Genomic DNA, 21,765 nt, shown 5'->3' with positions numbered 1-21,765 from the left:
GCTCGCGGGCATGGCTGTGAACACGTCTGCGGAATCCCCGCTGCCCGTCGGTGAGGTGTCGCGGCTCATCGGGGGGTGGATCGACCGGCTCGGGGCGGTGTGGGTCGAGGGGCAGATCACGCAGTTGTCGCGGCGGCCGGGCGCGGGTGTGGTGTTCCTGACGCTGCGGGACCCGTCGTACGACATCTCCGTCAGCGTGACCTGCTACCGGCAGGTGTTCGACGCCGTCGCGGACGTGGTCAGCGAGGGCGCCCGGGTCGTCGTCCTCGCGAAGCCCGAGTGGTACGCCCCGCGCGGCCAGTTGTCGTTGCGGGCCGCCGAGATACGGCCCGTCGGGGTCGGGGAGCTGCTCGCGCGGCTGGAGCAGCTGAAGAAGGCCCTCGCGCGGGAGGGCCTGTTCGCGCCGGAGCGCAAGAAGCCGCTGCCGTTCCTGCCGCAGCTGGTCGGGCTGGTCTGCGGGCGGGCCTCGGCCGCGGAGCGGGACGTGCTGGAGAACGCCCGGCACCGCTGGCCCGCCGTCCGCTTCGAGGTGCGCAACGTCGCCGTGCAGGGCGTGCACGCCGTGCCACAGGTCGTGCAGGCCGTGAAGGAGCTGGACGCGATCGACGACGTCGACGTGATCATCGTCGCCCGGGGCGGCGGCAGCGTGGAGGACCTGCTGCCGTTCTCCGACGAGCAGCTGATCCGGACGGTGGCGCAGTGCCGTACGCCCGTGGTGTCCGCGATCGGCCACGAGCCCGACAATCCGCTCCTCGATCACGTCGCCGACCTGCGCGCCTCCACCCCGACCGACGCCGCCAAGAAGGTCGTACCGGACGTCGGCGAGGAGTACGAGCGGGTGCGGCTGCTGCGGGACCGGGCGCGGCGGTGCGTGGCGGCGCTGGTGGAGCGTGAGGAGCGGGGGCTGGCCCACGCGCTCGCGCGGCCGTCGATAGAGGATCCGCACCGGATGATCGACGAACGCGCCGACCACGTGGCGGACCTGCTCGACCGGGGCCGGCGCTGCCTGCGGCACCAGCTGGACCGGGCCGACTCGGAGCTGACGCACACGCACGCGCGCGTGGTGGCCCTCTCCCCCGCCGCGACCCTGAAGCGCGGGTACGCCGTGTTGCAGAAGGCGGACGGGCACGCCGTCCGCGACCCGGGCGAGGTGGCGGCCGGCGAGGCCCTGCGCGCGCGGGTCTCCGAGGGTGAGTTCTCCGTACGAGTGGACACATAGGGTGGGTGGATGACCAGCGAGGTGGAAGAGACGCCGGGCACGGCCGAGGCGCTCGGGTACGAGCAGGCGCGGGACGAGCTGATCGAGGTCGTCCGCCGTCTGGAGGCGGGCGGTACGACGCTGGAGGAGTCGCTCGCGCTCTGGGAGCGGGGCGAGGAGCTGGCCAAGGTGTGCCGGCGCTGGCTGGACGGGGCGCGGGCGCGGCTGGACGCGGCGCTGGCGGAGGAGGCCGCGGAGGACGAGGACGCGGAGTAGCTCCGCCGGAACCACGGGACCATGGGTGACTCACTGTGAGGTGAATCACCACACCCTGGATATGGTTGAACGTTGAACTTCATTGCCGTACGGTCGAAGACGTCAGCCGGTCCGGCACCCCGGACCCGACGTACACCCCGAGAAGGTTCCGTTCATGTCTCTCGTTCTTGACCCCGCAGCCCAGGACCTCCTGTTCCGCGAGGCCCGCACCGCCAACACCTTCACCGACGAGCCGGTGACGGACGAGCAGGTGCAGGCGATCTACGACCTGGTCAAGTACGGCCCGACCGCCTTCAACCAGACCCCCCTGCGCATCACCCTGGTCCGCTCCCCCGAGGCCCGTGAGCGCCTGGTGCAGCACATGGCCGAGGGCAACCAGCCCAAGACGGCCGCCGCCCCGCTGGTCGCGATCCTCTCCGCGGACAACGAGTTCCACGAGGAGCTGCCGCACCTGTTCCCGGCCTTCCCGCAGGCCAAGGACGCCTTCTTCGCCGAGCGCCCGGCCCGCGAGAGCGCCGCCGCGCTGAACGCCGCCCTGCAGGCCGCGTACTTCATCGTCGGCGTCCGCGCCGCCGGTCTGGCCGCCGGCCCGATGACCGGCTTCGACTTCGAGGGCGTGCGCAAGGAGTTCCTGGACGACGACCACACCCCGCTGATGGTCGTCAACATCGGCCGCCCGGGCCCGGACGCCTGGTACCCGCGCTCCCCGCGCCTGGAGTTCGACCAGGTCGTCACGACCGTCTGAGCCACGGACATCGTCCGAGCCACGGACACGAGGAAGGCCCCCGGCGAATTCGCCGGGGGCCTTCCTCGTGCGCGGTCCTCGCGCGCGGTCACTTCGTCTCCAGCGCCCCCGCCATCTTCGTCAGCTGCGCGAACGACGCGGTGCCCGTGACGACCGTGGTCGAGCCGTCGGTGCCCTCCAGGACCAGCGCGTCGTACCGGCCGCCCTCCCAGCGGGTCCACGTCCGGCCGTCGATCTTCTCCGTCTTCCCGGTCTCCCGCGCGCCCTGCGTGGCCTCGTCGAGGAAGACGGGCCGCCGCTGAGTGGACTGCTCGACCGCCACGTACTCCCCTTCGGGGTCGTGGAAACCGAGGTGCCAGGTGTCGAACTCGTCGGCCTGGTAGCGGACGGAGGTGGCCTTCCAGGTGTCGGGCAGTCCCTGGGGCGCGGCGATGGGGTACGGGGCGGCGCGGCGGGCCGTGAGCAGCTCGACCCGGTAGTCGACGCGCTTGAAGTCGGGCGGGCTGTCGTCGTGGGGGATGAAGAGGTATATGACGCCCGCCACGAGGACGATGACCCCCATCGAGAGGATCATGTCCCGCGCCGTCTTCTGCTTACCGTTCGTGCCTGCCACGCCCCCTATCGTCGCAGGTCTCCGCCGCGCTCATCCGTGGGGGCCCCTGCTCATTTTGCGGGCTCGGCGATAGAGTCGGGCGACAACACCCTCATCCGGCCGTCGTCGTACAGAAAGGTGCGCTCCGATGACCGAGCATCATCACTTGCCGTCCGAACTCGATGTGCCCTCCGAGGCCCCCGACCGCAACCTCGCCCTGGAACTGGTCCGGGTGACCGAGGCGGCGGCGATGGCCGCGGGCCGCTGGGTCGGACGCGGTGACAAGAACGGCGCCGACGGCGCCGCGGTGCGTGCCATGCGGACCCTCGTCTCCACCGTCTCGATGAACGGCGTCGTCGTCATCGGCGAGGGCGAGAAGGACGAGGCCCCGATGCTGTTCAACGGGGAGCGCGTGGGCGACGGGACCGGCCCCGAGTGCGACATCGCCGTGGACCCGATCGACGGCACGACGCTGACCGCCAAGGGCATGACGAACGCGATCGCGGTGCTGGCCGCCGCCGAGCGCGGGTCGATGTTCGACCCCTCCGCCGTCTTCTACATGGACAAGCTGGTCACCGGGCCCGAGGCGGCCGACTTCGTCGACATCAACGCGCCGGTGTCGGTGAACATCCGCCGGGTCGCCAAGGCGAAGCGGTCCGCGCCCGAGGACGTCACCGTGGTGATCCTCGACCGGCCCCGGCACGAGGGCATCATCAAGGAGATCCGGGACACCGGTGCGCGCATCAAGCTGATCTCCGACGGTGACGTGGCCGGCTCGATCCTGGCGCTGCGGGAGGGCACCGGGGTCGATCTGCTGCTCGGCATCGGCGGCACGCCCGAGGGCATCATCTCGGCCTGCGCGGTGAAGTGCCTGGGCGGCACCATCCAGGGCAAGCTGTGGCCGAAGGACGACGAGGAGCGGCAGCGGGCGGTCGACGCGGGGCATGACCTCGACCGGGTACTGACCACGGAGGACCTGGTCACCGGGGAGAACGTGTTCTTCGTCGCGACGGGGATCACGGACGGGGAGTTGCTGCGCGGGGTCCGGTACCGGGCGGAGACCGCCACGACCGACTCGATCGTGATGCGCTCCCGGTCGGGCACGGTGCGCAGAATCGATTCGGAGCACCGGCTGTCCAAGCTGCGGGCGTACAGCGCGATCGACTTCGACAAGGGGAAGTAGCGCGACCCGGCTCCGCGTCTACTGCAAGAAAAGGGCGTCCCCGGTGCGGTGGGGACGCCCTTTCGCGCATCTCGTTCCGTCAGCCGGCCGCCGCTATGCGGTTCGCCGAGCGGGCCGTCTTCTTCAGCTCCAGGTCGCGGCGGCGGCGCCGGGCCAGGACCACGCGGCGCTCGGCGGCGGTGAGGCCGCCCCAGACGCCGTAGGGTTCGGGCTGGAGCAGGGCGTGCTCGCGGCATTCGACCATGACCGGACAGCGGGCGCAGACCCGTTTCGCCGCCTCTTCCCGGGAGAGCCGGGCGGCCGTGGGCTCCTTGGAGGGGGCGAAGAACAGGCCGGCCTCGTCACGCCGGCACACCGCCTCGGTGTGCCACGGGGCGTCCTGGTCCCTGTCTCGCGCTGGCACCCGCGGGGCCGGAACGGCAGCTACCTGCAGGGACGAATGCGGCGGTTGCAGCACGGTCTACTCCTGACGACGGCTTCGCGAGCGAGAGACGATGCAGCAAGGCCTACCCGCTGTGCGCGCGCCTATGCACTGAGTTCCGATCCGTCGCTTTCGAGGGATTCGCGACTGTCAATGCCCCAGGTGTTTGCGCAAACTCTTGTCGACCTTGCGCTGCACCCGGTCCAGGATGTCCGCGACGACCTTGCCGCGCCGGGGCCGCGCCTCGACGCTGCCCAGGACGGCCCACCCGTCGACGTAGACGACCGGAGCCTCCGGTTCGCCCGAGTCGAGGGTGTCGACCTCGAAGCTGCCGAGCACGCCGCCACCCATGCCGCGCAGCGACACGTTCTCCGGGACGCGGATCTCGACGCTGCCGAAGATCGCGAAGGACTTGATCACGACCTGCTGGTGGTCGAAGAGGGCCTCGCTGAGGTCGATCTCGACACTGCCGAAGATCGCGTAGGCGTGGATCCGGCGGCCCGCGCGCCAGCGGCCCTTGCGGACGGCGCCGCTGAAGATCGCCACGACGTTGTCGTCCGGCTCGATCGGGATGGCGCCGACCGTGGGGCGGTGCGGGGCGGTGGGGCCGGGAACCCGGCGGTGGGCCGCGGGCAGGTCCCGTATGAAGACCTCCAGCTCGCCGACCGTCTTGGCGCGCAGCACCCCCTCGACGCGCTCGGCGTGCTCCTCGGCGGTGAGACGGCCCTCGGCGAGGGCGTCGTGCAGGATGTCGGCGATCCGGTCGCGCTCGGCGTCGGAGGCGCGGAACTCGGAGGCGGCGGGTGCGCCCTGCTTCTGAAGGTCCTGCTTCTGAAGGTCCTGTTTCTGAAGGTCCACGACAGCAGAGTACCGAAACACGATAGATCGCGACACCCCCCGTATCGCGGCCGGCTGTGACGAACTGAGCCTTACCTCACAAGCTCACGGCCACCGCCGGGGTTCTAGTCTGGTGGGCGCTCGCCGATGGAGGCGGGCCGCCGTCTGTCGAGTGAGGAATGGGCGACATGCCTGAGTTCGCGTACACCGATCTGCTCCCCCAGGGAGAGGACACCACGCCTTACCGCCTGGTGACCTCCGAGGGTGTCTCCACGGTCGAGGGGCCGGACGGGCGGACCTTCCTCAAGGTGGAGCCGGAGGCGCTGCGCAAGCTCGCCGAGGAGGCCATCCACGACATCCAGCACTACCTGCGCCCGGCCCACCTCGCGCAGCTGCGCCGCATCATCGACGACCCCGAGGCGTCGGGCAACGACAAGTTCGTGGCGCTGGACCTGCTGAAGAACGCGAACATCGCGGCTGCGGGCGTGCTGCCCATGTGCCAGGACACGGGCACGGCGATCGTCATGGGCAAGCGCGGCCAGAACGTGCTGACGGCGGGCCGCGACGAGGAGGCCCTGTCCCGCGGCATCTACGACGCGTACCAGAACCTCAACCTGCGCTACTCGCAGATGGCCCCGCTCACCATGTGGGAGGAGAAGAACACCGGCTCCAACCTCCCCGCGCAGATCGAGCTGTACGCGACCGACGGCGGCGCCTACAAGTTCCTGTTCATGGCGAAGGGCGGCGGCTCGGCCAACAAGTCGTTCCTGTACCAGGAGACGAAGGCCGTCCTGAACGAGGCCTCCATGATGAAGTTCCTGGAGGAGAAGATCCGTTCGCTGGGCACGGCCGCCTGCCCGCCGTACCACCTGGCGATCGTGGTCGGCGGCACGAGCGCCGAGTACGCGCTGAAGACGGCGAAGTACGCCTCCGCGCACTACCTGGACGAGATCCCGGCCGAGGGCTCCGAGCTGGGGCACGGCTTCCGGGACAAGGAGCTGGAGCAGAAGGTCTTCGAGCTGACGCAGAAGATCGGCATCGGCGCGCAGTTCGGCGGCAAGTACTTCTGCCACGACGTGCGCGTGGTGCGCCTGCCCCGCCACGGCGCCTCCTGCCCGGTCGCCATCGCCGTCTCCTGCTCCGCCGACCGCCAGGCCGTCGCGAAGATCACCGCCGAGGGCGTCTTCCTGGAGCAGCTGGAGACGGACCCGGCGCGGTTCCTGCCGGAGACGACGGACGAGCACCTCGACGAGTCCTCGGACGTCGTGAAGATCGACCTGAACCAGCCGATGGAGACGATCCTCGCGGAGCTCACCAAGTACCCGGTGAAGACCCGCCTGTCGCTGACCGGCCCGCTGGTCGTGGCGCGCGACATCGCCCACGCCAAGATCAAGGAGCGGCTGGACGCGGGCGAGGAGATGCCGCAGTACCTGAAGGACCACCCGGTGTACTACGCCGGTCCCGCCAAGACGCCCGAGGGCTACGCGTCCGGCTCCTTCGGCCCGACCACGGCCGGCCGGATGGACTCCTACGTGGAGCAGTTCCAGGCCGCGGGCGGCTCCAAGGTGATGCTGGCCAAGGGCAACCGCAGCAAGCAGGTCACCGACGCGTGCAACACCCACGGCGGCTTCTACCTCGGCTCCATCGGCGGCCCGGCCGCGCGCCTCGCCCAGGACTGCATCAAGAAGGTCGAGGTCGTCGAGTACGAGGAGCTCGGCATGGAGGCCGTCTGGAAGATCGAGGTCGAGGACTTCCCGGCGTTCATCGTCGTCGACGACAAGGGCAACGACTTCTTCCAGGACCCGGCCCCGGCTCCGACGTTCACGTCCATTCCGGTACGCGGCCCCGGACTCGCCTGACGAGGACGGTGACGATTCGCCTCCACGGGGAACAGTGGTCGCGGCGCTGACGCTGTGACACGTGGAGGTGATCGTCGATGACCGACGAGCAGGACAGGACCGAGTACCGCACCGAGCACGACTCCATGGGCGAGGTGCGGGTGCCCGCCCACGCCAAGTGGCGGGCGCAGACCCAGCGGGCCGTGGAGAACTTCCCGGTCTCCGGGCAGCGCATCGAGCGCGCGCACATCGAGGCGCTGGCCCGGATCAAGGGGGCCGCGGCCAAGGTCAACGCCGAGCTGGGGGTCTTGGACAAGGACGTCGCCCAGGCGATCCAGGAGGCGGCCGGGGAGGTCGCCGAGGGCCGGTGGGACGAGCACTTCCCCGTCGACGTGTTCCAGACCGGGTCCGGGACCTCGTCCAACATGAACACCAACGAGGTCGTCGCGACCCTGGCCACCGAGCGGCTCGGGCGCCCCGTGCACCCGAACGACCACGTCAACGCCTCCCAGTCGTCCAACGACGTCTTCCCGTCCTCGATCCACATCGCCGCCACCGCCGCCGTGACGCGCGACCTGGTCCCCGCCCTGGAGCACCTCGCCGCCGCCCTGGAGCGCAAGGCCGGGGAGTTCTCCGACGTCGTGAAGTCGGGGCGGACCCACCTGATGGACGCCACGCCCGTGACGCTGGGGCAGGAGTTCGGCGGGTACGCCGCCCAGGTGCGGTACGGGATCGAGCGGCTGGAGGCCTCCCTCCCCCGGCTCGCCGAACTCCCCCTCGGCGGCACGGCCGTCGGCACCGGCATCAACACCCCGCCCGGCTTCTCCGCCGCCGTCATCGAGGAGGTCGCCCGCACGACCGGACTGCCCCTCACCGAGGCGCGGGACCACTTCGAGGCGCAGGGCGCCCGGGACGGCATCGTCGAGACCAGCGGCCAGCTGCGCACCATCGCCGTCGGCCTGACGAAGATCGCCAACGACCTGCGCTGGATGTCCTCCGGGCCGCGCACGGGCCTCGCCGAGATCGCCCTGCCCGACCTCCAGCCCGGCTCCTCGATCATGCCGGGCAAGGTGAACCCGGTCATCCCCGAGGCCGTGCTCATGGTGTGCGCGCAGGTCGTCGGCAACGACGCCACCGTCGCCACGGCCGGCGCCGCCGGGAACTTCGAGCTCAACGTGATGCTGCCGGTCATCGCGAAGAACGTGCTGGAGTCGATCCGGCTGCTCGCCAACGTGACGCGGCTGCTCGCCGACCGCACCGTCGACGGCATCACCGCGAACCGCGAGCGGGCGCGCGAGTACGCCGAGTCCTCCCCCTCCGTCGTGACGCCGCTCAACAAGTACATCGGGTACGAGGAGGCCGCGAAGGTCGCCAAGAAGGCGCTCGCCGAGCGGAAGACGATCCGTCAGGTCGTCCTGGCCAGCGGGTACGTGGAGCGCGGGGACCTGACCCTGGAGCAGCTCGACGAGGCGCTGGATGTCCTGCGGATGACGCACCCGTGACGTTTCGCGGCACACGTACGCCCGGCGCGTGAACCGTGACACGCGCCGCAGCGTCGTATGCCCAGGGCACCTAATATCTGTGCATGGCAGACGGTGGAGCGATGAGACGCGTGGAAACGGGTGGTGCGGCGGGCTTCTGGGCGCCCGGGAGCCGGATCCTGTGGCGGTACCGGGAGAACGGCGGCACGCACGTCCACATCGCGCGCCCCGTCACCGTCGTACGGGACGACGCGGATCTGCTCGCCGTCTGGCTGGCGCCCGGCACCGAGTGCGTGAAGCCCGTGCTCGCCGACGGCACCCCCGTGCACCTGGAGCCGCTCCGGACGCGCTACACCAAGCCGCGGGCCGTGCAGCGCGACCGGTGGTTCGGCACGGGCGTGCTGAAGCTCGCCCGGCCCGGCGAGCCCTGGTCGGTCTGGCTGTTCTGGGAACCGGGCTGGCTGTTCAAGAACTGGTACGTGAACCTGGAGGAGCCGCTGACCCGTTGGGAGGGCGGCGTCGACTCGGAGGACCATTTCCTGGACATCTCGGTGCATCCCGACCGCAGTTGGCACTGGCGCGACGAGGACGAGTTCGCCCAGGCCCGGAGGGACGGGCTGATGGACGACCAACAGGTCGAAAAGGTACGGACGGCCGGCCGGGCCGCGGTGGAGGTGATCCGCGCCTGGGGGCCGCCGTTCTCGGATGGCTGGCAGGACTGGCGCCCGGATCCGTCCTGGGGGGTACCGTCACTGCCGGAGGACTGGGATCGTACGCCCGCGCATCTGTCCTCATGAGACCCTTGATGCGCCCCCGGGCAAGAAACGTAGGATCGTCCTCCGCAAGGGCGCGCGGCGGCAACTACCGGAGCACGCGCTGAGCTTGACCGATCGTCACCGAGGGGCGGCAGGACGTGAGCGAGGGGTACGAGGGCAACACCGGCAGGGCCTGCGCCACAGGCTCCTGGGGCCTTCTGATGGATCGCCGCAGGAGAAGGAGCGGCGTTCGGTGCGTGCGATCGGCGTGCGGTGCGCAGGGTCATGTGGCGGAGCCACCTGGCCCTGCGCACCGTGCGGCGAGCGGGCGTGCCGGGCGTCGCGACGCTGCGGCGATCCATCAGAAGGCCCCTGAGGGCCGCAGACGGTCCGCCGGTGGCACAGGAACAACCTCTGACCACGCGGGAATTCCGTTCCTGGGGCACGTATTCCGGGTATCGGAGTTTCGGCGGGACCAACTGCGCGCGCGGCGCGCAGCCCCGGACGGATGGATTCGACACGCGTGACGGAGCAGCCGACCTCCTTCGAGCGCCCCCAGCCGGGCGTCGACCCCGCGGACCCCCGCGGGGCGCTCGTGCATACCTCGACACCGGCGCGTGCGCCCGGCGCGGGCGCCTTACCGGCACAGAGCCGCTCCAGCGGCGAAGTCACCGCCCCGGTCACGACGGCGCACCTCTCGCCGGGCACGTCGGAGCCGGGCACCTCCACGCCGTTCGGCAAGGGCAAGGACACCGTGAGCGACCCCGCCTCCGAGCACTCCCAGCCGGGTGCCGAGCAGACCGCCGAGCGCGACACCCCTCGGCCGCGCCCCGCCCCCGAGCACATTCCGCTGCAGCCGGCCGACGAACAGGACCGGCAGGCGCCGAGCGCCGACGGGCAGGAGCGCCGCTCCGGCCAGAGTCTGCCGCCGGGCCGGCCCACGCCCATGCGGCGGGACGGCGACCGGCTCAGGTTCGTCGGGGCCGCCACCCGGCGGATCGCCCGCGGCATCGACCTCGACGAGATCGTGATGGGGCTGTGCCGGGCCACCGTGCCCACCTTCTCCGACGCGATCCTGGTCTATCTGCGCGACCCGCTGCCGGTCGGCGACGAGCGGCCCACCGGCCCGCTGGTGCTGCGGCTGCGCCGCACCGACCGGATACCGGCGGAGCGCGACACCGAGAACGGCTTCCTGCCGGCCGCGCAGCCCGAGCCGAACGAGCTGGACACGGTCGGCGCCGAGCTGTGCGAGGTGCGGCCCGGCAGCGCGCTGGCCGAGGTCCTGCGGGGCGTGCGCCCGGTTTTCACCGACGCGCCCGCGGCCCGCGCGGCGCTGCCCGAACTGCTCGGCGAGGGGGGCGAATTCGGCGTACCGGACGGGCAGCGCGCGATCCTCGCGCCGCTGCGCGGCCGGCGCCGGGTCATCGGCGCCGCCCTGTTCCTGCGCCGCCCCGAGCGCATCGCCTTCGAGCCGGACGACCTGCTGGTGGCCGCGCAACTGGCCACGCACAGCGCGCTCGGCATCGACAAGGCCGTGCTGTACGGCCGCGAGGCCTACATCGCGGACGAGCTGCAGCGCACCATGCTGCCCGAGACGCTGCCCCGCCCCACGGGCGTGCGGCTCGCCTCGCGCTACCTGCCGGCGGCGGAGACCGCCCGGGTCGGCGGTGACTGGTACGACGCGATCCCGCTGCCCGGCAGCCGGGTCGCCCTGGTCGTCGGTGACGTGATGGGCCACTCCATGACGTCGGCCGCCATCATGGGCCAGCTGCGCACGACGGCCCAGACGCTCGCCGGCCTCGACCTGCCGCCGCAGGAGGTCCTGCACCACCTCGACGAACAGGCCCAGCGCCTCGGCGTGGACCGCATGGCGACCTGCCTCTACGCCGTCTACGACCCGGTATCGCATCGCATCACCATCGCCAACGCCGGTCACCCGCCGCCCGTCCTGCTCCACCTGGGCGGCCGGGCGGAGGTGCTGCGCGTGCCGGCCGGTGCCCCCATCGGGGTCGGCGGCGTCGACTTCGAGGCGGTCGAGCTGGACGCGCCCGCCGGGGCCACCCTGCTGCTGTACACCGACGGCCTGGTCGAGTCGCGCCTTCGGGACGTGTGGACCGGCATCGAGCAACTGCGGGAGAAGCTCGCCGCGACCGCGCAGCTCACCGGGCCGGACCACCCGCCGCCCCTGGAGGCGCTGTGCGACGAGGTGCTCGACATGCTCGGCCCGGGCGACCGGGACGACGACATCGCGCTGCTCGCCGCCCGCTTCGACGGAATCGCGCCGAGCGACGTGGCGTACTGGTTCCTGGAGCCGGAGGACGCCGCCCCCGGCCGGGCCCGCCGGCTGGCCCGGCGCGCGCTGCAGCGCTGGGGCCTGGAGGAGCTCAGCGACTCCGTGGAGCTGCTGGTCAGCGAGGTCGTGACGAACGCCGTGCGGTACGCGTCCCGGCCGGTCACCCTGCGGCTGCTGCGCACGGACGTGCTGCGCTGCGAAGTGGGCGACGACGTCCCGCAGCTGCCGCGGCTGCGCCAGGCCCGCGCGACCGACGAGGGCGGGCGCGGGCTGTACCTGGTGAACCGGCTGGCCCGGCGCTGGGGCGCGACCCGGCTCAGCACGGGCAAGGTCGTGTGGTTCGAGCTCAACCGCGGCTGACCGTCCCGGGCGCGTGAGCGCACAGAGCACGGGACCGCCCCCGGAGTCTCTCCGGGGGCGGTCCTTTTCTGCTGCCGGCGGGCCGCACTGCCGCTACTGGTCGTCGCCGAATCCCGGCGGCTCCAGGCTGCCGCCGTCCGTCGGCCCGTCCGTCGGCGGTATCGAGGGCCGGCCGGTCGTCGGCGTCGGGGACGGCGCCTGCGTGGTCGGCGTCGGGGACGGCTGCTGCGTCGTCGGCGTCGGGGACGGGCTCTGTGTCGTCGGCGTCGGCGACGGCGCCCGCGTGGTCGGCTCCTTCGTCGGCGTCGGCGTCCAGGTCGGCTGGACGGCCGCTCCCTGGTCGGTCTCCAGATCGAACTCGGTGTTCGGGGCCGTCACGCCGAACATGTACGCCGCCCAGATCTGCGCCGGGAAACCACCGCCGTTGACCCGGGGCTCGCCGCCCGCCTTGTACATCGGGACCTGCGCGTGCGGCGGCTTGTCGTCCTCGCCGAACAGACCGACCGACGTGACCAGGTCGGTCGTGTAGCCGGTGAACCAGGCCGACTTGTTGTCGTCGGACGTACCCGTCTTGCCCGCGACCTGCTGCCCGTCGCGAGCGGTGTTGCCCTGCACGGAGCTCTTGGCCGTACCGTCGTCGACCACGCCGGTCAGCACCGACGTGACCGAGTCGGCGGCCTCGCGGCTGATGACCTGCTCACCGACCGGGTCGGGGAAGGTGACCGTCCGGGTGTTGTGCTCGACGGACTTGACGAGCGCCGGGGTGACCTTCCTGCCGTGGTTGTCGAGGGTCGCGTAGACGCCGGCCATCTGCAGCGGGCTCGCGCCCATGGTGCCGAGGGTCTGCGCGGGCACGGCCTCCATGTTCTCGGTGTCCATCCCGAGCCTGCCGGCGACCTTCACGACCTCGGACATGCCGACGTCGACGCCCATCTGCGCGAAGACGGAGTTGATGGAATCGTTCATCGCCCGCTGGACGGTGACCTTCCCGTAGCTCCGGTCGTCCTCGTTCTCCGGGGCGAACCCGACCTTGGTGCCGTTGTCGACGACCGGGCGCTTGCTCGTGCCGTCGTAGACCGTCCTCGCCGTGATCGGCCTGCCGTCCTGGGTCTCGGCGTTCTCCTCCAGGGCGGCGGCCAGGATGACCGGCTTGAAGGTGGAGGCGGGCTGGTAGTCCGTGCGGGTCGCGTTGTTGACGTAGTGCCGCAGGTAGTCCTCGCCGCCGTACATCGCGACGACCGCGCCCGTCTTCGGGTTCACGGAGGCGGCGCCGGCCTGGACGTCCGCGTCCACCGACCGCTTCTTCGGGTCGAGCTTGCTGTCCAGCTGCCGCTTGACGGCCTTCTCCAGGGCCGCCTGCTTCTTCTTGTCGATGTTCAGGGTGAGCGTCCAGCCCCCCTGGTCGACCATCGCCTGGGCCGTCTTCAGGTCGTCGGCGGTGCCCTGGGCGACCAGCTGCTTCTCCAGCGCCGCGTCGGCCGACTTCACCAGGTAGCCGGTCTGGCCCTCCAGGCTGGGGTCGTTCTTGGGCGCCTTCGGCACCGGGAACTCCATGGCGTCGCGCTTGTCCTTGCTCAGCCAGCCCTCCTCGACCATGTTGTCGAGGACGTAGTTCCAGCGGGCCCGCACCAGCCTCTTGCCCTCGTCGCTGGCGATCGCCCAGTCGTACTGGTTCGGCGCCTGGAGCAGCGCCGCGAGGTAGGCGCCCTGCTCGACGGAGAGGTCCTGCGCGTCGACCTGGTAGTAGGCCTGGGCGGCGGCCTGGATGCCGTAGGCGCCGCGGCCGTAGTAGCTGGTGTTGATGTAGCCGGCCAGGATGTAGTCCTTGGACTTCTCGCGGTCCAGCTTCAGCGAGATGACCAGTTCCTTCAGCTTGCGCGAGACGGTCTGTTCCTGCGTCAGGTAGTAGTTCTTGACGTACTGCTGGGTGATGGTGGAACCACCCTGGGCCCCCTTGCCGGAGACCGTGTTCAACAGGCCGCGGGCAGTGCCCTTCAGATCGACGCCGGCGTCCTTGTAGAAGGTCTTGTTCTCGGCGGCGACGAACGTCTTCTGGACGGGCTTGGGGATCTTGCCCAGGTCCACGATCTCGCGGTTGCGGTCACCTGTGCGGGCCAGGAGCGTGCCGTCGCTGTACTTGTAGACGTTGCTCTGCCACTTGGCGTCGGCGTTCCCCTCGGGAATGTCGATCACCATGTACAGCACGATGAAGGCACCCATGCCCAGCAGGCACACGCCGAGGAAGGTGCCGAGCATCTTCTTCCAGGTGAAGAGCCTGCGTATGCCGCTCTTCCCGGCCGCGTCCGACGAACGGCGGCGCCTGGGTGCCGCCCGGCGCCCACCGCGCTGTCGGGCGCGTCTCTCTTCCGCTCGTCCCATGGGTCCGATCCGCTCCGCTTCGTTCATGTGTGCTCATGCGTCACACAGGTTCGCCGCTCAGGTCAGCTCAGAAAGCTAACACCGGGAGATAAGAGAAAGGGCCGCCGATCCGGCTCTTTCCGGACGTGACAATCAGCACCCACCCCAACGGAACCGACGTACGAGTCACCCGCAGGGTTGCCAGGACGGCGAAAAGTGATATCACTTAGATAGATGGAAGCCAGGCAGGAACGGCTTCCCGCGAGGAACGGGGGATCACCCATGTCCGCACACCAACCGCAGGTCACCGCCGACGTGCCCGAGATGCCGGCGCCCCGGGTACGGGAGTTCGCCGCGCACAGCATCGGCGGCGGGCTCGCCCTGCTGCTCGGCCTGGTCGGACTGCTGGCCGGCGCCGGCCTGATCGCCGCCGCCACGACGGTGGACGCCACCGGCGCCAAGGCCGGCCTGATCATCGGCGGCATCCTGGTCGCGCTCGCGGCGTTCCTGGCCATGTGCGGGCTGAACATGGTGGCGCCCGGCGAGGCCCGGGTCGTCCAGCTCTTCGGCCGGTACCGGGGCACGATCCGCCAGGACGGCCTGCGCTGGGTGAACCCGCTCACCTCGCGCACGAAGATCTCGACGCGTGTGCGCAACCACGAGACGGCCGTCCTGAAGGTCAACGACGCCTACGGCAACCCGATCGAGCTGGCCGCGGTCGTGGTGTGGCGCGTCGAGGACACCGCCCAGGCGACCTTCGAGGTGGACGACTACATCGAGTTCGTCTCCACGCAGACCGAGGCGGCCGTGCGGCACATCGCCATCGAGTACCCCTACGACGCCCACGAGGAGGACGGCCTCTCACTGCGCGGCAACGCCGAGGAGATCACCGAGAAGCTCGCCGTCGAACTGCACGCGCGCGTCGAGGCGGCCGGCGTGCAGATCATCGAGTCGCGCTTCACGCACCTCGCCTACGCCCCGGAGATCGCCTCGGCGATGCTCCAGCGGCAGCAGGCCGGAGCGGTGGTCGCGGCCCGGCGGCAGATCGTGGAGGGCGCCGTGGGCATGGTCGAGTCGGCGCTGGCCCGGATCACCGAGCAGGACCTCGTCGCCCTCGACGAGGAGCGCAAGGCCGCGATGGTGTCCAACCTGATGGTGGTGCTGTGCGGCGACCGGGCCCCGCAGCCCGTCCTCAACGCCGGGACGCTCTACCAGTGACGGCCCCTTCCGAGGGTTCCGCCCCCAAGGGACGGCCGCAGCAGCGCAAGCAGGTGCTGCTGCGGCTGGACCCGGCGGTGTACGAGGCGCTGGCGCGGTGGGCCGGGGACGAACTGCGCTCGGCCAACGCGCAGATCGAGTTCCTGCTGCGCCGGGCCCTGGCCGAGGCGGGGCGCCTGCCGCGGGACACCGGACCGCTGCCCCGGCGGGGACGCCCACCCCGCGACCCCGAGACATAGCCTGTTGCGGAACCGTGACAACAGCCCCCGACCTGCGCCCCCGCACCCCCTGCCAGGGACTGCACACTCCGCGTATACATGCCGCGTATACACCCCGTGTACTGTCCGGGTCATGTCCATCGGTCACACTCTCCTGGGACTCCTGGAGTCCGGCCCGCGGCACGGTTACGACCTGAAGCGGGCCTTCGACGAGAAGTTCGGTCATGACCGGCCGCTGCACTACGGCCAGGTCTACTCGACGATGTCGCGGCTGCTGAAGAACGGGCTCGTCGAAGTCGACGGCATCGAGGCGGGCGGCGGGCCCGAGCGCAAGCGGTACGCGATCACCGAGGCCGGCATCACCGACGTCGAGCGCTGGCTCGCCACGCCCGAGAAGCCGGAGCCGTACCTCCAGTCGACCCTCTACACCAAGGTCGTCCTCGCGCTCCTCACCCACCGGGACGCCGCCGACATCCTCGACGGCCAGCGCTCGGAGCACCTGCGCAGCATGCGGATCCTCACCGACCGCAAGCGCAAGGGCGACCTGGCCGACCAGCTCATCTGCGACCACGCCCTGTTCCACCTGGAGGCGGACCTGCGCTGGCTGGAGCTGACCGCGGCCCGACTGGACAAGCTCCGTGAGGCGGTGGCCCGGTGACCGCTCCCGCCGGTTCGCTCCTCGTCGCCCGGGACCTGCGCAAGGCGTACGGGCCGACCACCGCGCTCGACGGAGCCGAGTTCTCCATCCACCCGGGCGAGGTCGTCGCCGTGATGGGCCCCTCCGGGTCGGGCAAGTCGACGCTGCTGCACTGCCTCGCCGGGATCGTCACGCCCGACTCGGGCTCGATCACCTACAACGGGCGGGAGGTGACCGCGATGAGCGACGCCGAGCGCAGCGCGCTGCGCCGCTCCGAGTTCGGGTTCGTCTTCCAGTTCGGGCAGCTCGTGCCGGAACTCACCTGCGTGGAGAACGTCGCGCTCCCGCTCCGCCTGAGCGGATCCTCCCGCAAGGAGGCCGAGCGGACCGCCCTGGCGTGGATGGAGCGGCTGGAGGTCGACGACCTGCGCAAGAAGCGGCCCGGGGAGGTGTCCGGCGGCCAGGGACAGCGGGTCGCCGTGGCCCGTTCGCTGGTGACGAACCCGCGTGTGGTGTTCGCCGACGAGCCGACCGGCGCGCTCGACTCGTTCAACGGCGAACGCGTGATGGAACTCCTCACGGACGCCGCCCGGTCCGCGAACACGGCCGTGGTGCTCGTCACGCACGAGGCCCGGGTGGCCGCCTACTCCGACCGCGAGATCGTCGTACGGGACGGCAGGTCCCGGGACATGGAGCGCGTCGTATGAGTGCGAGGCAGTGGGGCCGGGATCTGGCCATGGGGGCCCGGTTCGCCTTCGCGGGCGGGCGCGAGGGGTGGACCCGGGCGCTGCTCACGGCCGTCGGCGTCGGACTCGGCGTGGCACTGCTGCTGCTCACCACCGCCATCCCGAACGCGCTGGCGGAACGGGACCGGCGGGAAGAGGCGCGCAGCGACCACACCTTCGGCCAGCAGGAGCTGCCCAGGGCCGACAACACCCTGGTCGTCGTGGACGCGGACACCACGTACCGGGACCGGGACGTCCGCGGGCGGCTGCTGGAGCCGGAGGGCGCCAAGGCTCCGCGGCCGCCGGGAGTCGCGGCGTTCCCGGCGGACGGCGAGATGGTCGTCTCCCCCGCGCTCAAGGAACTCCTCGCCTCCGACGACGGGAAGCTGCTGCGGGAGCGGCTGCCCTACCGGATAGCGGGCACCATCGGCGAACAGGGTCTCGTCGGCTCGCAGGAACTCGCTTACTACGCGGGCGGCAAGGGGCTCATGGAGCGACTGGAGGGCCCCGCCGGCGGGGCCCGCATCGACAGCTTCGGCAACCCGGACCTGGCGTCGTCGGACCCTTGGGATCCGGTGCTGCTCCTGCTGGTCCTCGTCGTCTTCGTGGTGTTGCTGATGCCGGTCGCCGTGTTCATCGCCGCGGCCGTGCGGTTCGGCGGCGAGCGGCGCGACCGCAGGCTGGCGGCGCTGCGGCTGGTCGGCTCCGACAGCCGGATGACCCGGCGCATCGCCGCCGGCGAGGCCCTCGCCGGGTCCGTGCTGGGGCTCGTCCTCGGCACCGGGTTCTTCCTGCTCGGACGGCAACTGGCGGCGTCCGCCGAGGTGTTCCGGATCAGCGTGTTCCCGAGCTATCTGAACCCCTCTCCCCTGCTGGCCGTACTGGTCGCGCTGGCGGTGCCGACGGCCGCGGTCCTCGTGACGATCCTCGCCCTGCGCGGGGTGGTCATCGAGCCCCTCGGCGTGGTGCGCACGGCCAAGCCCGCGCGGCGCCGGCTGTGGTGGCGGCTGCTGCTGCCGCTGGGCGGGCTGGCGCTGCTCTACCCGATGATCGGGCAGGGCGACGACGGCGGGAACTTCAACCAGTATCTGGTCGTCGGCGGCGTGATGCTGCTCCTGATCGGTGTCACGGCGCTGCTTCCCTGGGTCGTGGAGACGGTCGTCGCCCGGCTCGGCCCGGGCGGGGTCGCCTGGCAACTGGCCGTGCGCCGACTCCAGTTGAGCAGCGGTGTGGCGGCCCGCATGGTCAACGGCATCGCGGTGGCGGTGGCCGGGGCGATCGCGCTGCAGATGCTGTTCGCGGGGGTCGAGGGCACCTACACCAGGGCGTCGCGGTACGACGTCTCCCGGGCCCAGATGAGCGTGGACGTGCCGGACCGCGCCGACACCGCGGCCATCATCGCGAAGTACCGCGACACCGAGGGCATGCGCAAGGTCACCGCCCTGTCCGACTTCCATCTCGGCGACCGGCGCGGCGAGGCGGAGACGCTCATCCAGATCACCGTGGCCGACTGCGCTTCGCTGCGCGAAGTGGCCACGCTCCCCGACTGCCGCGACGGTGACGTCTTCGCGGTCAAGGGATCGCAGTACGACGGTGACAGCGAGCGCCTGGCGAAGCCCGGCACGACCCTGTGGGCCGAGTCGGACGACTCCGGCCGCCCAGGCGACCGCGCGGTCTCCTGGACCGTGCCGCGGGACATCCGGCAGGCCGAGTCCCGCGAGGACCCCACGGGATACGAACGCGGCGGCATCCTGATGACCCCCGGCGCACTGCCCGAGAAGCTCGGCGCCTTCGCCTCCACGCGGCTCTTCCTGAGCGTGGATCCCTCGGTGCCGGACGCCTTCGACCACGTGCGCAACACGGCCGCGCGGCTCGACCCGACGGTCCCGCCGATGACCTGGCACAGCATCGAGAGCAACGACCGCTACGCCGCCATCCGCACGGGCCTGTCCGTCGGCGCGGCGTGTGTCCTGGCGTTGATCGGGGCGAGCATGCTGGTCTCGCAGCTGGAGCAGTTGCGCGAGCGCCGCAAGCTGCTGTCGTCGCTGGTCGCCTTCGGCACCCGGCGCCGGACCCTCGGCCTGTCGGTGCTGTGGCAGACGGCGATCCCGATCGGTCTGGGTCTGCTGCTCGCGGCGACGGTGGGCATGGCCCTGGGCGCGGTCCTGCTGCGGATGACCAACACGTCGGTCCGGGTGGACTGGCCGAGCGTGCTGTCGATGACCGGCATCGGCGCGGGCGTCGTCCTCGTGGTGACGCTGCTGAGCCTGCCGCCGCTGCTGAAGCTGATGCGGCCGGACGGGCTGCGGACCGAGTAGGCCCCGGTCGGCGCCGAGTCAGGCGTCCTGGTCCAGGACCCGCACCGGCAGCGGTCGCAGGGCCTGCCGCAGGGCGGCGGCCAGCTCCTCGTACTCGCCGCCGCGCGCGGCCCCCGCCCGCATCGCCAGCGCGATACGGCGGGTGGGGGCCGGATCGGCGAAGTACCCGGTGAGGAGCTGGTTGCTGCGGGAGGTCTCGACCTTGACGGCGGTGCGCGGCAGCAGCGTGACACCGAGGCCGCCCGCGACGAGCTGCACCAGCGTGGACAGCCCGGCGGCGGTCGTGGTGACGGGCACGTCGTCGCGGCCGGCCTCCCGGCAGATGTCGAGGGCCTGGTCGCGCAGGCAGTGCCCCTCGTCGAGCAGCAGCAGGTTCAGCTCGCGCAGCGCCTCACGCGGAATGCCCTCGCGTCCGCCGAGCCAGTGGTCGAGCGGGGTGACGAGCACGAAGTCCTCGTCGAACAACGGCAGTTCGGCCACCCCCGGCACCCCCAGCGGCACGGCGAGCAGCAGCAGGTCGAGCCGCCCGCCGGCCAGGCCGTCGAGCAGGTTGGCGGTCTGCTCCTCGTGCACCTGGAGGTCCAGGTGCGGATACCGGTCGTGGACGAGCCGCAGGACGGTGGGCAGCAGGTAGGGCGCCACGGTCGGAATGACCCCCAGCCGCAGCGCCCCCGTGAACGGCGCCCGGACGGCCTCGGCCTCCTCCATCAGGGCACCCACCTCCCCCAGCACCGCCTTGGCCCGTACGGCGATCCGCTCCCCCTCGGGCGAGAGCAGCACCTTGCGCGTCGTACGCTCCAGGAGCGTCACTCCGAGTGTCTCCTCCAGCGCCGAGACGGCGCCCGAGAGGGCGGGCTGGCTCATGCCGATCGCCCCGGCGGCGTCCCGGAAGTGCAGGTGCTCGGCGACGGCGGCGAAGGCACGCAGCTGGGCGAGACTCGGCTGCCTGCGCTTATTACCCACAGTCACTGATAACTACCTCCGATCAACTCGACCGAGTGTAGCTATTTCCGTAATCAATCGAGCCTGTGCCAACATCAACACCGTCCAACCCATGGGAAACCCCCGCGATCCGGGAGTTTCTTCGCTGCAAGGAGTGTGTGTGCTCACCGTCGGTGACAAGTTCCCCGAGTTCGACCTGACCGCCTGCGTCTCGCTGGAGAAGGGCAAGGAGTTCCAGCAGATCAACCACAAGACCTACGAGGGTCAGTGGAAGGTCATCTTCGCGTGGCCCAAGGACTTCACCTTCGTGTGCCCGACCGAGATCGCCGCCTTCGGCAAGCTGAACGACGAGTTCGCCGACCGCGACGCCCAGGTCCTCGGCTTCTCCGGCGACTCCGAGTTCGTCCACCACGCCTGGCGCAAGGACCACGACGACCTGCGTGACCTGCCCTTCCCGATGATGGCCGACTCCAAGCACGAGCTGATGCGCGACCTCGGCATCGAGGGCGAGGACGGCTTCGCCAAGCGCGCGGTCTTCATCGTGGACCAGAACAACGAGATCCAGTTCTCCATGGTGACCGCCGGTTCCGTCGGCCGGAACCCGAAGGAGGTCCTGCGGGTCCTGGACGCGCTCCAGACGGACGAGCTGTGCCCCTGCAACTGGTCCAAGGGCGACGAGACCCTGGACCCGGTCGCGCTGCTCGCCGGAGAGTGATCTGACATGTCCCTCGACGCACTGAAGTCCGCCATACCGGACTACGCCAAGGACCTGAAGCTCAACCTGGGCTCGGTCATCGGCAACTCGGACCTGCCCGCCCAGCAGCTGTGGGGCACGGTGCTGGCGACCGCCATCGCCTCGCGTTCCCCGATCGTCCTGCGCGAGCTGGAGCCCGAGGCCAAGGCGAACCTGTCGCCGGAGGCGTACACGGCCGCCAAGTCCGCGGCCGCGGTGATGGCGATGAACAACGTCTTCTACCGCACGCGCCACCTGCTGTCGGACCACGAGTACGGCAACCTGCGCGCGGGTCTGCGGATGAACGTCATCGGCAACCCGGGGGTCGACAAGGTCGACTTCGAGCTGTGGTCCTTCGCGGTCTCCGCGATCAACGGCTGCGGCATGTGCCTCGACTCCCACGAGCAGGTCCTGCGCAAGGCCGGCCTCGACCGCGAGGTCATCCAGGAGGCGTTCAAGATCGCGTCCGTGATCCAGGCGGTCGGCGTGACGCTGGACGCCGAGGCGGTCCTGTCCGAGTAACCCTCGGCCGCACCCCTCACTCGTCGTACAAAAGGCCAGGTCAGAACGCATCTGACCTGGCCTTTGCTGGAGCCGCCTTCGGGATTCGAACCCGAGACCTACGCATTACGAGTGC

The 21,765-nt window shown here is 70.9% G+C and carries 20 protein-coding genes; 15 read left to right on the top strand and 5 right to left on the bottom strand.

Annotated elements, in window-relative coordinates; translation table 11 throughout:
- Nucleotides 1-10: 10 nt before the first annotated feature.
- From xseA to ABZ948_RS27520, 3 genes are all read left to right on the top strand, one after another.
- Nucleotides 11-1,219, top strand: a complete 1,209-nt coding sequence (gene xseA, locus ABZ948_RS27530; protein ID WP_359763839.1) for an exodeoxyribonuclease VII large subunit — start codon at nt 11-13, stop codon at nt 1,217-1,219.
- Nucleotides 1,220-1,228: 9 nt separating this feature from the next.
- A complete protein-coding gene (locus ABZ948_RS27525) occupies nt 1,229-1,474 on the top strand; it encodes an exodeoxyribonuclease VII small subunit (protein ID WP_359763837.1) in 246 nt (81 codons plus the stop codon).
- Between the two features lie 154 nt (nt 1,475-1,628).
- Nucleotides 1,629-2,219 carry a malonic semialdehyde reductase gene (locus ABZ948_RS27520; RefSeq protein WP_359763835.1) on the top strand — a complete coding sequence of 197 codons (591 nt, stop codon included), beginning with the start codon at nt 1,629-1,631 and terminating at the stop codon, nt 2,217-2,219.
- An 88-nt stretch (nt 2,220-2,307) separates the two neighbouring features.
- Here ABZ948_RS27520 and ABZ948_RS27515 read toward each other — a convergent pair whose 3' ends face one another.
- Nucleotides 2,308-2,832: a DUF4245 domain-containing protein gene (locus ABZ948_RS27515; protein ID WP_359763833.1), complete on the bottom strand. Its 525-nt coding sequence runs from the start codon at nt 2,830-2,832 to the stop codon at nt 2,308-2,310.
- 127 nt (nt 2,833-2,959) lie between these two features.
- Here ABZ948_RS27515 and glpX point away from each other — a divergent pair, with 127 nt between their 5' ends.
- Nucleotides 2,960-3,994 carry a class II fructose-bisphosphatase gene (glpX, locus tag ABZ948_RS27510; protein ID WP_351345385.1) on the top strand — a complete coding sequence of 345 codons (1,035 nt, stop codon included), beginning with the start codon at nt 2,960-2,962 and terminating at the stop codon, nt 3,992-3,994.
- Nucleotides 3,995-4,073: 79 nt separating this feature from the next.
- Here glpX and ABZ948_RS27505 read toward each other — a convergent pair whose 3' ends face one another.
- The gene (locus ABZ948_RS27505) at nt 4,074-4,451 is read right to left on the bottom strand and encodes a WhiB family transcriptional regulator (protein WP_031119678.1); all 378 of its coding nucleotides are present in this window, start codon (nt 4,449-4,451) and stop codon (nt 4,074-4,076) included.
- Between the two features lie 114 nt (nt 4,452-4,565).
- Nucleotides 4,566-5,273: a DUF1707 SHOCT-like domain-containing protein gene (locus ABZ948_RS27500; RefSeq protein ID WP_359763830.1), complete on the bottom strand. Its 708-nt coding sequence runs from the start codon at nt 5,271-5,273 to the stop codon at nt 4,566-4,568.
- Nucleotides 5,274-5,440: 167 nt separating this feature from the next.
- On the opposite strand from ABZ948_RS27500, the gene ABZ948_RS27495 reads away from it, so the two are divergent.
- From ABZ948_RS27495 to ABZ948_RS27480, 4 genes are all read left to right on the top strand, one after another.
- The gene (locus ABZ948_RS27495; protein WP_359763829.1) at nt 5,441-7,111 is read left to right on the top strand and encodes a fumarate hydratase; all 1,671 of its coding nucleotides are present in this window, start codon (nt 5,441-5,443) and stop codon (nt 7,109-7,111) included.
- A gap of 77 nt (nt 7,112-7,188) precedes the next feature.
- The gene (locus ABZ948_RS27490) at nt 7,189-8,592 is read left to right on the top strand and encodes a class II fumarate hydratase (protein WP_359763827.1); all 1,404 of its coding nucleotides are present in this window, start codon (nt 7,189-7,191) and stop codon (nt 8,590-8,592) included.
- An 83-nt stretch (nt 8,593-8,675) separates the two neighbouring features.
- Entirely contained in the window at nt 8,676-9,368 is a 693-nt protein-coding gene (gene fomD / locus ABZ948_RS27485) for a cytidylyl-2-hydroxypropylphosphonate hydrolase (RefSeq protein ID WP_359763825.1), read from the top strand.
- 466 nt (nt 9,369-9,834) lie between these two features.
- Nucleotides 9,835-11,979: a SpoIIE family protein phosphatase gene (locus tag ABZ948_RS27480; RefSeq protein WP_359763823.1), complete on the top strand. Its 2,145-nt coding sequence runs from the start codon at nt 9,835-9,837 to the stop codon at nt 11,977-11,979.
- Nucleotides 11,980-12,072: 93 nt separating this feature from the next.
- On the opposite strand, the gene ABZ948_RS27475 is transcribed toward ABZ948_RS27480, so the two are convergent.
- Nucleotides 12,073-14,358, bottom strand: a complete 2,286-nt coding sequence (locus tag ABZ948_RS27475) for a transglycosylase domain-containing protein (protein ID WP_359763821.1) — start codon at nt 14,356-14,358, stop codon at nt 12,073-12,075.
- A gap of 261 nt (nt 14,359-14,619) precedes the next feature.
- Between ABZ948_RS27475 and ABZ948_RS27470 the strand changes: the two genes are divergently transcribed.
- From ABZ948_RS27470 to ABZ948_RS27450, 5 genes are all read left to right on the top strand, one after another.
- Entirely contained in the window at nt 14,620-15,555 is a 936-nt protein-coding gene (locus ABZ948_RS27470) for an SPFH domain-containing protein (RefSeq protein WP_359763819.1), read from the top strand.
- Nucleotides 15,501-15,794 (top strand): type II toxin-antitoxin system antitoxin, encoded by a 294-nt coding sequence (locus ABZ948_RS27465; protein ID WP_435857619.1) that lies wholly within the window; start codon nt 15,501-15,503, stop codon nt 15,792-15,794. Before ABZ948_RS27470 ends, ABZ948_RS27465 begins: the two co-directional genes overlap by 55 nt.
- 112 nt (nt 15,795-15,906) lie before the next feature.
- Complete coding sequence (locus tag ABZ948_RS27460; protein WP_031119687.1) at nt 15,907-16,431, top strand: PadR family transcriptional regulator; 525 nt, start codon at nt 15,907-15,909, stop codon at nt 16,429-16,431.
- On the top strand, nt 16,428-17,117 hold the full coding sequence (locus ABZ948_RS27455; RefSeq protein WP_359763815.1) for an ABC transporter ATP-binding protein: 690 nt from the start codon (nt 16,428-16,430) through the stop codon (nt 17,115-17,117). Before ABZ948_RS27460 ends, ABZ948_RS27455 begins: the two co-directional genes overlap by 4 nt.
- Nucleotides 17,114-19,453 carry an ABC transporter permease gene (locus ABZ948_RS27450; protein ID WP_359763813.1) on the top strand — a complete coding sequence of 780 codons (2,340 nt, stop codon included), beginning with the start codon at nt 17,114-17,116 and terminating at the stop codon, nt 19,451-19,453. Before ABZ948_RS27455 ends, ABZ948_RS27450 begins: the two co-directional genes overlap by 4 nt.
- An 18-nt stretch (nt 19,454-19,471) precedes the next feature.
- On the opposite strand, the gene ABZ948_RS27445 is transcribed toward ABZ948_RS27450, so the two are convergent.
- Nucleotides 19,472-20,422, bottom strand: coding sequence for a LysR substrate-binding domain-containing protein (locus ABZ948_RS27445; protein ID WP_359763811.1), 951 nt, complete (start codon nt 20,420-20,422; stop codon nt 19,472-19,474).
- A 133-nt stretch (nt 20,423-20,555) separates the two neighbouring features.
- Here ABZ948_RS27445 and ABZ948_RS27440 point away from each other — a divergent pair, with 133 nt between their 5' ends.
- Both ABZ948_RS27440 and ABZ948_RS27435 read left to right on the top strand, forming a co-directional pair.
- Nucleotides 20,556-21,110 carry a peroxiredoxin gene (locus ABZ948_RS27440; protein WP_020276563.1) on the top strand — a complete coding sequence of 185 codons (555 nt, stop codon included), beginning with the start codon at nt 20,556-20,558 and terminating at the stop codon, nt 21,108-21,110.
- A gap of 6 nt (nt 21,111-21,116) precedes the next feature.
- On the top strand, nt 21,117-21,650 hold the full coding sequence (locus tag ABZ948_RS27435) for an alkyl hydroperoxide reductase (RefSeq protein WP_359763809.1): 534 nt from the start codon (nt 21,117-21,119) through the stop codon (nt 21,648-21,650).
- The last annotated feature ends 115 nt before the right edge of the window (nt 21,651-21,765 follow it).

The sequence above is a fragment of the Streptomyces olindensis genome (genome assembly GCF_040645895.1).
In the GTDB taxonomy this organism is placed as follows: Bacteria; Actinomycetota; Actinomycetes; order Streptomycetales; family Streptomycetaceae; genus Streptomyces; species Streptomyces olindensis.
Note: the sequence above shows the minus strand (reverse complement) of the source record. Positions and strands in the feature narration are given on the sequence as shown.

Coding starts and splice junctions, on each gene's coding strand:
- ABZ948_RS27475 (WP_359763821.1), bottom strand. CDS start 14,358: ATGGGACGAGCGGAAGAGAGACGCGCCCGACAGCGCGGTGGGCGCCGG.
- xseA (WP_359763839.1), top strand. CDS start 11: ATGGCTGTGAACACGTCTGCGGAATCCCCGCTGCCCGTCGGTGAGGTG.
- ABZ948_RS27460 (WP_031119687.1), top strand. CDS start 15,907: ATGTCCATCGGTCACACTCTCCTGGGACTCCTGGAGTCCGGCCCGCGG.
- ABZ948_RS27480 (WP_359763823.1), top strand. CDS start 9,835: ATGGATTCGACACGCGTGACGGAGCAGCCGACCTCCTTCGAGCGCCCC.
- ABZ948_RS27495 (WP_359763829.1), top strand. CDS start 5,441: ATGCCTGAGTTCGCGTACACCGATCTGCTCCCCCAGGGAGAGGACACC.
- fomD (WP_359763825.1), top strand. CDS start 8,676: ATGGCAGACGGTGGAGCGATGAGACGCGTGGAAACGGGTGGTGCGGCG.
- glpX (WP_351345385.1), top strand. CDS start 2,960: ATGACCGAGCATCATCACTTGCCGTCCGAACTCGATGTGCCCTCCGAG.
- ABZ948_RS27525 (WP_359763837.1), top strand. CDS start 1,229: ATGACCAGCGAGGTGGAAGAGACGCCGGGCACGGCCGAGGCGCTCGGG.
- ABZ948_RS27520 (WP_359763835.1), top strand. CDS start 1,629: ATGTCTCTCGTTCTTGACCCCGCAGCCCAGGACCTCCTGTTCCGCGAG.
- ABZ948_RS27490 (WP_359763827.1), top strand. CDS start 7,189: ATGACCGACGAGCAGGACAGGACCGAGTACCGCACCGAGCACGACTCC.
- ABZ948_RS27450 (WP_359763813.1), top strand. CDS start 17,114: ATGAGTGCGAGGCAGTGGGGCCGGGATCTGGCCATGGGGGCCCGGTTC.
- ABZ948_RS27435 (WP_359763809.1), top strand. CDS start 21,117: ATGTCCCTCGACGCACTGAAGTCCGCCATACCGGACTACGCCAAGGAC.
- ABZ948_RS27470 (WP_359763819.1), top strand. CDS start 14,620: ATGTCCGCACACCAACCGCAGGTCACCGCCGACGTGCCCGAGATGCCG.